Annotated in this window: 11 protein-coding genes and 1 tRNA gene; 3 read left to right on the forward strand and 9 right to left on the reverse strand. The window is 56.5% G+C overall.

The genetic code is table 11. The features are described from left to right. Positions 1-70 precede the first annotated feature (70 nt). From HF921_RS06345 to HF921_RS06355, 3 genes are all read left to right on the forward strand, one after another. Positions 71-460 (forward strand): hypothetical protein, encoded by a 390-nt coding sequence (locus HF921_RS06345; RefSeq protein WP_215893535.1) that lies wholly within the window; start codon positions 71-73, stop codon positions 458-460. Positions 461-723: 263 nt separating this feature from the next. After that, a complete protein-coding gene (locus HF921_RS06350; protein ID WP_215893536.1) occupies positions 724-1,284 on the forward strand; it encodes a hypothetical protein in 561 nt (186 codons plus the stop codon). Positions 1,285-1,504: 220 nt separating this feature from the next. Continuing rightward, on the forward strand, positions 1,505-2,680 hold the full coding sequence (locus tag HF921_RS06355; RefSeq protein ID WP_009567031.1) for a phage integrase Arm DNA-binding domain-containing protein: 1,176 nt from the start codon (positions 1,505-1,507) through the stop codon (positions 2,678-2,680). Positions 2,681-2,752: 72 nt separating this feature from the next. On the opposite strand, the gene HF921_RS06360 is transcribed toward HF921_RS06355, so the two are convergent. The 9 genes from HF921_RS06360 to HF921_RS06400 form a co-directional block, all read right to left on the reverse strand. Beyond that, positions 2,753-2,829: transfer RNA gene (locus HF921_RS06360), tRNA-Pro, on the reverse strand. Positions 2,830-2,865: 36 nt separating this feature from the next. After that, complete coding sequence (locus HF921_RS06365) at positions 2,866-3,318, reverse strand: MerR family transcriptional regulator (protein ID WP_064219268.1); 453 nt, start codon at positions 3,316-3,318, stop codon at positions 2,866-2,868. Continuing rightward, positions 3,293-3,592: an integration host factor subunit alpha gene (locus HF921_RS06370; protein ID WP_064219267.1), complete on the reverse strand. Its 300-nt coding sequence runs from the start codon at positions 3,590-3,592 to the stop codon at positions 3,293-3,295. Before HF921_RS06370 ends, HF921_RS06365 begins: the two co-directional genes overlap by 26 nt. Before the next feature lie 10 nt (positions 3,593-3,602). Then, positions 3,603-5,999, reverse strand: a complete 2,397-nt coding sequence (pheT, locus tag HF921_RS06375) for a phenylalanine--tRNA ligase subunit beta (protein WP_215893537.1) — start codon at positions 5,997-5,999, stop codon at positions 3,603-3,605. A gap of 9 nt (positions 6,000-6,008) precedes the next feature. Beyond that, positions 6,009-7,031 carry a phenylalanine--tRNA ligase subunit alpha gene (pheS, locus tag HF921_RS06380; RefSeq protein WP_064219265.1) on the reverse strand — a complete coding sequence of 341 codons (1,023 nt, stop codon included), beginning with the start codon at positions 7,029-7,031 and terminating at the stop codon, positions 6,009-6,011. Between the two features lie 20 nt (positions 7,032-7,051). After that, entirely contained in the window at positions 7,052-7,411 is a 360-nt protein-coding gene (rplT, locus tag HF921_RS06385) for a 50S ribosomal protein L20 (protein ID WP_012537291.1), read from the reverse strand. Between the two features lie 18 nt (positions 7,412-7,429). Beyond that, on the reverse strand, positions 7,430-7,627 hold the full coding sequence (gene rpmI / locus HF921_RS06390; RefSeq protein ID WP_064219264.1) for a 50S ribosomal protein L35: 198 nt from the start codon (positions 7,625-7,627) through the stop codon (positions 7,430-7,432). A gap of 9 nt (positions 7,628-7,636) precedes the next feature. Continuing rightward, on the reverse strand, positions 7,637-8,137 hold the full coding sequence (gene infC, locus HF921_RS06395) for a translation initiation factor IF-3 (protein WP_035191398.1): 501 nt from the start codon (positions 8,135-8,137) through the stop codon (positions 7,637-7,639). 34 nt (positions 8,138-8,171) lie between these two features. Beyond that, on the reverse strand, positions 8,172-8,912 hold a 741-nt coding region (locus HF921_RS06400), incomplete at its 5' end, for a threonine--tRNA ligase (RefSeq protein WP_264318186.1).

An 8,912-nucleotide genomic window follows, 5' to 3' on the forward strand; every position in this document is an offset into this window, starting at 1 on the left:
CGACCCCGCGGCCCCTGGCGACGCTCCCCAATAGATAATTCCACCCCGCCCGCCGCAAAGGCGAGCAAAAATGTCACTTTTGGATCAATATGTTGCGTATGGGTTTTTGAGCCCGGCCGATGCCCAGAGTTTGCGGAGATACGGGACCGACAAACAGGAGGAGGCGGTGCAGGCAGCAGTGGTTGCCGCCTTCCAGAAGTTTGACCCCTTGGCGGCTGCTCGCCGAGCAGTGGAACCCGAATTCTCATCCGAAAAATTTGGTGAAATTAGCTATTTCTACCAGCAGATGGCCGCCGCCGACGCGGAGCAGGATGGAGCCGGGGGCGACCGGCTCGCGGACACGAGCAAAATTGCCGCGGCGTTTGGGGTGGGCCGGCGGCGCGCTCAGCAAATCCTGCGGACCACCCTCTCCGGGTTGCAGGACGAGCACCAATTGCAGCTTTTTGGGGGCGTTCGATGATCTCCCCCGAGGGGGTGCAGGTCAAGCACGGGCGGCGGTTCGGAATGGTGCCCGACTACGTTTTGGAGTCAAAAGACCTTTCGTTGCCAGCGCGTGCGGTGGCCGCCTGGTTGGCTGGCAGGAGCGACGGCTTCCAGGTCCGGATTGGCCCGATGTGTCGGATGCTAGGGTTGTCCGAGGCCCGATGGCGAACGATCAGGAAGGAACTCGAGAGGATAGGGTGGTGGCAGTCGTGCCGCTGCCGAACAGTGGATGGCAGGATAGTGTGGCGCCATGAATTCAGGGACACACCACCGGCGGCCACCATCCCCAAGAAAACCACGGATGGCCCAACCATGGATGGCGCGTCCATCCATGGCGAACAGAAGGATATACCAGGAGGACAAAACCAAAAGGAGAAAACCAAAAAAACTACTACCACTCAAAACTCCAGAAGCACAGCGCGTGCTGTGGTGCTGGCAGCCAAGGAGGCAATAGAGAGGCACCGAGCCCAGCATGGCCTGCCCGCCTGGGGCGACCAAGTATGGCAGCCCGCAGCCGCGCTCCTAGGCGAGGTTGATCAGGGGCTCATGGAGCCAGTCGCGGCCCAGTGGCGAGCCGCGCTGATGAGGACAGGCCAGGCAGCTCTGACCAAGCCGATCTTGTACCTGCAAAAGCTCGTACAGGAAGCAAAAACAGGAAGATTTGACCCGTCGGGCTTTTCGGGCTTTGTGGCCCCCCGCCAACAAAAACAGGTCGCGCCGCCGCGGCAGAGTGATCCAGCCGGATTCGCCGAATTCCTTCGCGGCCTAAATCTTGGCCAGGGTCCGAGAGGTGGAGCATGAAACTCATGAAAGTCGATCGATTCCGATCAGCCTTTTTCGAACCTGGGTCTGCCCCAGACCCGAGAACCATTCGCTGTTGGGTCGAAAGCGGCGCCGTGCCTGGCACGGTAATTGGTGGACGGTGCTTCATTGATTCTGAAAAATGGGAGGCGCAATTTGCTTCCGGCGCAAATCCTGAAATCAGCGGACTCGTTTCCAAAGTGTTAAGCAGGAGGTGAAAATGGCACCACGGCCACGTACCAGATCTGCAAAACTTCCAGCAAACCTCTGTGCTGAGCCACAAGGCGGCACGGTCTATTATCGCTACCGGAACCCCGTCAATGGCCGACGGACAAGCTTAGGCACTGACGCCGAAAAAGCCATCAAGGCGGCCATTGCCTTAAATGCCCACCTCGCCCATCAACTCATGGATCGCGAATCGGAAAGGCTAGTCAGCCGCGTCATGACCGATCGCCAAAGCATTGGCGACTTCCTCAAAACATTCGAGACTGAGATCCTACCCGGCCGACGCTCAAAAAAAGGACATGCGCTGGCCGAAAAGACCCTGCGCGAGTACAGCATCATGCTGCGCACCATCCGCATCGAGTTCGGTCACCTCTCCTGGGAAGTGGTAACACTGGAAAGGGTGTCGGCTTTCCTGGACCGGCTGCTCGCAAGATCTTCAAATGCGCACCGCTCGCTGATGATTCAGATCTGGCGTCACGCCATTGCCAAAGGCAAGATAATTCCACCGACGAACGTACCTGAAATGACCATTCCGCGCGATCATGTGGTGAAGCGGCGGCCTTTGACTCTTGAGGATTTCCAACAAATCCATCATGCGGCGAACAAGTGGTTTCGGAACGCTCTGGATCTTGCGCTTCACACACTACAGCGCCGTGAAGACATCGTTCAATTCCGGTTCGACTCGTTGGAGGAACGAGATGGCCGCACCTATCTGCCCGTGCGGCAACTTAAGACGGACCACACATCGGACATGGGCAGATTGCTCCTGCCTGTGGGGCCGGCGCTCGACACGGTCATAGCAAGATGCCGTGACGACATCCTAAGCCCATACCTAGTGCACAAAGCCCCAGCGAGAAGACGTCGCGAGTACCTCGACAAGAAAGAGCATTGGACCGCCGTGACCCCCGAGATGCTGACCCGTGAGTTTACCCGATTGAGGGATCAAACCCAGGTGTCTGCTCGCCTCACTCCTGAACAGCGTCCCACCTTCCACGAGATACGGGCCTTGGGCGCTGAGTTGTACCGGCAAGCGGGCTGGGCCAATGAGGCAATACAGCGTCTCCTCGGTCACTCGACCGAAAAGATGACCAAACATTATCTGGACAAGCACATGGAAGCATGGGTTGTGACCGATACGGTCGGTCTGCCCAGCATGGTTTCCCGAAAATAACCCGAAAGTTTCCCGAAAGGTTTTTGGCAGAGGACTATATATATACTAATCTGATGATTATTAATCAATAATTGGTCGGGGCGAGAGGATTTGAACCTCCGACCACCTGAACCCCATTCAGGTGCGCTACCAGGCTGCGCTACGCCCCGCGAAGCCAGTAATATACTGTTGAAACCTGACTCTGGTCAATGCCCATGACGGCACAAATTCAGTAGTGCCGACAACTCTGCACGTAAATATTGTAGACGACCATCACCCACCACCCTGATCTGACCTGGGGAATCGGCCACTTCCAGCTCTAACCGCGTCTGTTCTTCTAAATGTTCCTGGCGTGCCGCATGCGTTAAGACCTGCATCCGCTCGCGGGCACCATGAATGGTATATCCCTCACCATAGAGCAGCAGACGAATCTGTCGGGCCAGCAGTAAATCATGACTTTGATAGTAGCGCCGATTACCCTTTCTTTTTAAGGGACTAAGTTGTGGAAACTCCTGCTCCCAGTAGCGCAGCACATGCGCTTTCACCCCGCAGAGCAGGGCGGCCTCGCTAATCGAGAAATACCGCTTCTCGGGTATCTCGGGGAGTGGTGCGAGGTCTTTGCCCGCCTTTCCCTTAGCCGTTGTCTGGTGCGCTACCATTCACGTAGGCTTTGAGTTTTTGACTCGGATGGAAAGTCACCACGCGCCGTGCCGTAATGGTAATCTCCACGCCTGTCTTGGGGTTACGGCCGGGACGAGGATTTTTGTCGCGCAATGTAAAATTGCCAAAGCCGGACAGCTTCACTTCTTCACCCCGCGCCAAATTCTCACGAATGCCATCAAACAAGGCTTCAACAATACCTTTGGCTTCCCGCTTGTTAAGACCCATACTCTCGAACAGCATATCCACGATTTCTGCTTTAGTCACCGCCATATTATTCTCCCTATGCCCTGAGTCCGATGGAACCAAGTCGCCGCACGGCAACCAGCAACCGATCCATTTCTGCTTGTACATCTGCGTCGGTCAGCGTCCGCTCAGCATCTTGCAAGAGCAGCGCAAAGGCCAAACTGTATGTTCCCACCATCAAAGATGCGCCCTGATACCGATCAAAAATCGTAATTTCCTTAACAATGCCCGATGCGTTTAGCCGCATGACGTTCAACACTGTCCCTGCCGGAATATCATCCGGGATCACTAAAGCCATATCCCGCCGCAACGCTGGGAAAGGCGACAGCGGCTTGAACCGGGAGACATTCACCAGACCATCCAAGCATTCTATATCCAAATAGAAGAAAAACGGCGATTTGTCCAGGTCACACTCTGCCGCAAGCGTCGGATGTAACGCACCGAGCATACCCACCCGCTGATCTGCCACCCAAATTTCTGCGGCCTGTCCCGGATGCAAAGCCGGATGATCCGTCAGCGGCCGGAAAGAAAACTCCGTCTCCGGCCACAGCGCAAGCAAAGCACTCACATCCCCCTTCAAGTCGTAGAAATCGGCCGCACGCTGTGGCTGCGCCCAACTTTCCCGGTCGGCTGCGCCGACCATACAACCGCCCAGGACAAGGCGCTGGCCATTCGCAGAAAACACCCGCCCCAATTCAAAAATTCGCACCCGATCCTGCTGCCGCTTCACATTGAACTGGAGCGCTTGCATCAGGCCCGGCCAGAGACTGGCACGCATGACGGCCAAATCCGTAGACAGGGGATTGAGCAGGACCGGCGCGTCAGCATTCGGGGTAAAAACATCCTGCGCCTGACGGGAAATAAAACTGTAGGTGATCACCTCATGATAATCACGCGCTTGCAGGATGCCACGTAAAGTAGCCGGTTGTGGCCCTCTCGCCATAACCAAGGGCTGCAGGGTGCCCACTGGCCGATGGACAGGCAATCGCTCATAGCCGTATATCCGGCCCACCTCCTCGATCAAGTCTGCCTCAATGTGCAGATCAAAGCGGTGGCTGGGGGAAATCGCCTGCCAACCATCGGGAATTTCACTAACGCGCAGCCCCAGACGGGTCAGCGCTGTCTCGACCACGGTATCCTCATAATCCATGCCCAGAATGCGCGTCAGTCGCGCCCGACGCAACGTAATCGGAGCGTGCTCCGGTAACTGGCCGAGCACCGTATGGGACCACGTTTCCCGTAAATCGGCTTTGCCCAGGGTGGCCAGTCGTGTCAGGACGGTCGCGGCCACCGCTGGCGCCAGCGCAAAATCAACACCGCGCTCGAAGCGCATGGCGGCATCTGTCTGTAAACCCAGACGGCGCGCACGGCCTTGAATAACCTTAGGCTGAAAAAAAGCAGACTCCAGAACAATGGATTGGGTCTGTGCTGATACGGCAGTACGCCGTCCACCAATAACGCCCGCCAGAGCCACCGGACCGGCACGGTCAGCGATTACCAGCATATCGGATGCCAGCGGCAAATCCCGGCCATCCAGTGCGTCGAGAACCTCGCCATCCTGCGCCCAGCGTATGCTGAGTCCTCCTTGCAAAGTTTTCGCATCAAAGGCGTGCAGCGGCTGTCCGGTTTCGAGCATGTACAGATTCAATAGATCAACTACCGGATGGATACAGCGCTGTCCAGCACGCCGCAAGCGTTCATGCAGACGATCCGGCAAACGTTGCGGTACACCATCTATCCACAACGCAGTATAAGAGGGGCAGGCACCCTGCGCCGCTGTCGCAATATGCACGGAAAAATCATCTGACGTTGACGCCCCCCCGGGGCCAAAGGTCATCCAGGAACATTCCGCCATCGCTTCCACAGGATTGCGCAGTGTGCCCGCACCGAGTGCACATAAGTCTCTCGCCACGCCTAGCACGGAAAGCGCATCACCACGGTTTGGCGTTATTCCCAAGGTCAGCACCTGGTCGTCCAAACCCAGATGGTCACGCAAGTCGGCACCGATAGGTGCATCTGCATCCAAAATCAACAACCCGCTGCTGCCGTCGTCCAGCCCCAACTCAGATGCAGCGCAAAGCATCCCTTCCGAGGTGATACCGCGCAGTACCGAAATAACAATATCGCGACCGCCAGGCAAGCCGGCACCGGGCATCGCCAAGGGTACCCGCTGCCCCACTGTCAGGTTATCCGCTCCACAGACAATGGTACGCAATCGTCCATCACCCACATCCACCTGCGCCACCCGTAGCTTGTCCGCTTCCGGATGGGATGCAACGGACTGAACGGCAGCCACGACCACACCATGAAAAGCCGGTGCGGCGTCCTCGACGGTCTCCACCTCAATGCCGCCCATGGTCAGCCGCTGGGCAATTTCCTCCGTATCCCAGGAGGTGTCCAATAATTCACGAAGCCACTGAATGCTGACGCGCATGATGGGTCCTCAGGAAAACTGTTTGAGGAAGCGCAGATCATTCTCGAAGAAGAGACGCAGATCATTCACTCCATAGCGCAGCATGGTAAGACGCTCAACACCCATCCCAAAGGCAAAGCCACTGAAGCGCTCGCCATCGACGCCAGCGCCAGCCAGCACCGCCGGATGCACCATTCCGCAGCCCAACACCTCCAGCCAACCAGTCTGCTTGCAGACCCGGCAGCCGGAGCCGCCACAGATGAGGCAACCTATATCAATTTCGGCAGAAGGCTCCGTGAAGGGAAAGTAGGATGGACGGAAGCGTAGCGGGAGATCGGGTTTTTCAAAAAACTCCTGGAGAAAGTCTGTTAATAAACCACGCAAGTCGGCGAAACTGGCGTGCTCGTCAAGCAACAGACCCTCGACTTGATGAAACATCGGCGTGTGGGTGATATCGGAGTCGCGCCGGTACACTCGACCAGTGGCGATCATACGCAGCGGGGGCTGGTGCATTTCAAGAAAGCGAATCTGAACCGTCGAGGTTTGCGTACGCAAGAGACGCGTCGCATCCAGATAAAAGGTATCATGCATCGCACGCGCAGGATGATCTTCCGGAATATTGAGCGCAGAAAAATTATGGTAATCGTCCTCTATTTCGGGACCATCGCTGGTTTCAAAACCCAGCCTGGAGAAATAATGCTCGATCCACTCCAGAGTCTGCCGAATAGGATGGGTAGACCCACCAGCCACACGCCGCCCCGGCAGGGTCACATCCAGTCGCTCTTGCTGCAGGCGTGCCTGTATGACCGCCCTTTCGAGTTGTCCTTTGCGCTCCTGCAAAAGCAATTGCACTTCGAGCTTGCGCTCGTTGAGCAACTGCCCGGCTTCCCGCCGCGCCTCTGGCGATAATTGCCCGAGCTGTTGCATGGCCTGGGTGAGAACACCCTTCTTACCGAGCCATTGAAGGCGAATCTGTTCCAGGGTATTCAAGTCGGCGGCTGCCGCGATCTCTCGGGCGGCCGTCGCGACGGGGGCCATGGATTGCAAAAACATCGCCACAGCCTCCGCCACCGTCAGGCTGCCAACTGACCTTTGACCACCTCGACGAGACGGGAGAATGCCGCCTTGTCACGCACGGCGATATCCGCCAGAACCTTGCGATCCAACTGGATACCCGCGCGCAACAGGCCGTTCATGAACCGACTATAGGTCACCCCCTCAGAACGCGCCGCCGCGTTGATACGCACGATCCACAAACTACGGAAATCACGCTTCTTGGTCCGGCGATCGCGATACTCATAAGTCAGAGCCTTCATCACTGCCTGATGGGCAATGCGATAATTGCTCTTGCGCTGACCACGGAAGCCCTTGGCACGAGCCAGAACTTTCTTGTGGCGGGCGTGGGCGGTTACGCCACGTTTTACTCTAGACATGGTACTGTTCCTCTATCATCAACCGTAAGGAAGCATACGCCGCAATGCGGCCTGATCGCTACCTGAAGTAACCAAAGTATGGCGCAAATGGCGCTTCCGTTTGGTCGTCTTACTCGTCAGTATGTGATTCAGAAAAGCCTGACGATGCTTAAATTTACCGGAGCCGGTACGCTTAAAGCGCTTAGCCGCCCCACGATTGGTTTTCATTTTTGGCACGATGGTCTCCTATTTTTTCCGCGGCGCGACAATCATCACCATTTGTCGCCCTTCCATGCGTGGCCGTTGTTCAACCACACCCACTTCCGTTAAATCTTTTTCTACCCGGTTGAGCACTTCCATGCCCAATTCGGGATGCGACATTTCACGACCGCGAAAGCGCAACGTAATTTTCGCGCGATCTCCGTCTTCAATAAAACGCAGAATATTACGCAGTTTGATCTGATAATCGGCATCATCTGTACGCGGGCGAAACTTTACTTCCTTCACCTGCGTCTGTTTCTGCCGACGTTTTGCGTCATGCTGGCGTTTGCTCTCCTGAAAACGAAACTTTCCGTAGTCCATAATCCGGCATACGGGAGGATCGGCTTGCGGGGCGATCTCGACAAGATCCAGTTCAACCTCTTCTGCAGCAGCGATAGCCTCCATGAAGGATAACACACCTAACTGTTCCCCCTCGACACCTATCAACCGGACCCGCGCTGCGGTAATTTCCCGATTGATATTCACTTCTTTCTCTGTCGCGATTGCCTTATCCTCCTCGCTAGCCTTGCCACTCCAGGGTGTTCAGCCGCTCCCGATCCATCTTCTGCAGAGCGACGCCCACGGCGTCTATGGTCAGGGCACCGAGATCCTGGCCATCCCGATCCCGCACCGCCACCGTATCCGCTGCTTTTTCCCGTTCCCCAACCACCAGCAGATAGGGCACGCGGCGCAAAGTCTGGGCGCGTATCTTATAACCTATCTTCTCGTTTCTCAAGTCCGTTTCCGCACGGATGCCGCGCTTCACCAAGGCATCGCTTACCGATATGGCATATGCCGCGTAATGCTCGCTGATGGGCAACACTACGGCCTGCACCGGAGCGAGCCAAAGTGGAAATTTACCTTCGTAATGCTCAATCAACACACCGAAGAAACGCTCGATAGAGCCGAAGATGGCGCGATGTACCATGATCGGCACCTTACGCGCACCGTCTTCCGCCACATATTCCATGGCAAAGCGCTCCGGCAGGTTGAAATCCAGCTGCACTGTACTGCACTGCCACTTGCGACCAATAGCGTCCTGGATTTTCAGATCAATTTTTGGACCATAAAATGCACCACCGCCTTCATCTACTTGATAGGCCAGGCCGGCACGCTCCAAGGCGTTGCGCAGCGCCTGGGTAGCCGCATCCCAAATCTCGTCACTGCCCACCGAATGCTCGGGGCGGGTGGACAAGTTTATTTCGTATTGGCTGAAACCGAAGGTGCCGAGAATTTTCTGGACCAGCGCCAACACGCCGAG

It is taken from the genome of Acidithiobacillus ferriphilus, assembly GCF_018854775.1.
Classification (GTDB): Bacteria; Pseudomonadota; Gammaproteobacteria; order Acidithiobacillales; family Acidithiobacillaceae; genus Acidithiobacillus; species Acidithiobacillus ferriphilus.

Bases quoted from the DNA above. Each gene is read 5' to 3' on its own strand.
- HF921_RS06345 (WP_215893535.1), top strand. From the start codon at position 71: ATGTCACTTTTGGATCAATATGTTGCGTATGGGTTTTTGAGCCCGGCC.
- HF921_RS06355 (WP_009567031.1), top strand. From the start codon at position 1,505: ATGGCACCACGGCCACGTACCAGATCTGCAAAACTTCCAGCAAACCTC.
- HF921_RS06365 (WP_064219268.1), bottom strand. From the start codon at position 3,318: ATGGTAGCGCACCAGACAACGGCTAAGGGAAAGGCGGGCAAAGACCTC.
- HF921_RS06370 (WP_064219267.1), bottom strand. From the start codon at position 3,592: ATGGCGGTGACTAAAGCAGAAATCGTGGATATGCTGTTCGAGAGTATG.
- pheT (WP_215893537.1), bottom strand. From the start codon at position 5,999: ATGCGCGTCAGCATTCAGTGGCTTCGTGAATTATTGGACACCTCCTGG.
- pheS (WP_064219265.1), bottom strand. From the start codon at position 7,031: ATGTTTTTGCAATCCATGGCCCCCGTCGCGACGGCCGCCCGAGAGATC.
- rplT (WP_012537291.1), bottom strand. From the start codon at position 7,411: ATGTCTAGAGTAAAACGTGGCGTAACCGCCCACGCCCGCCACAAGAAA.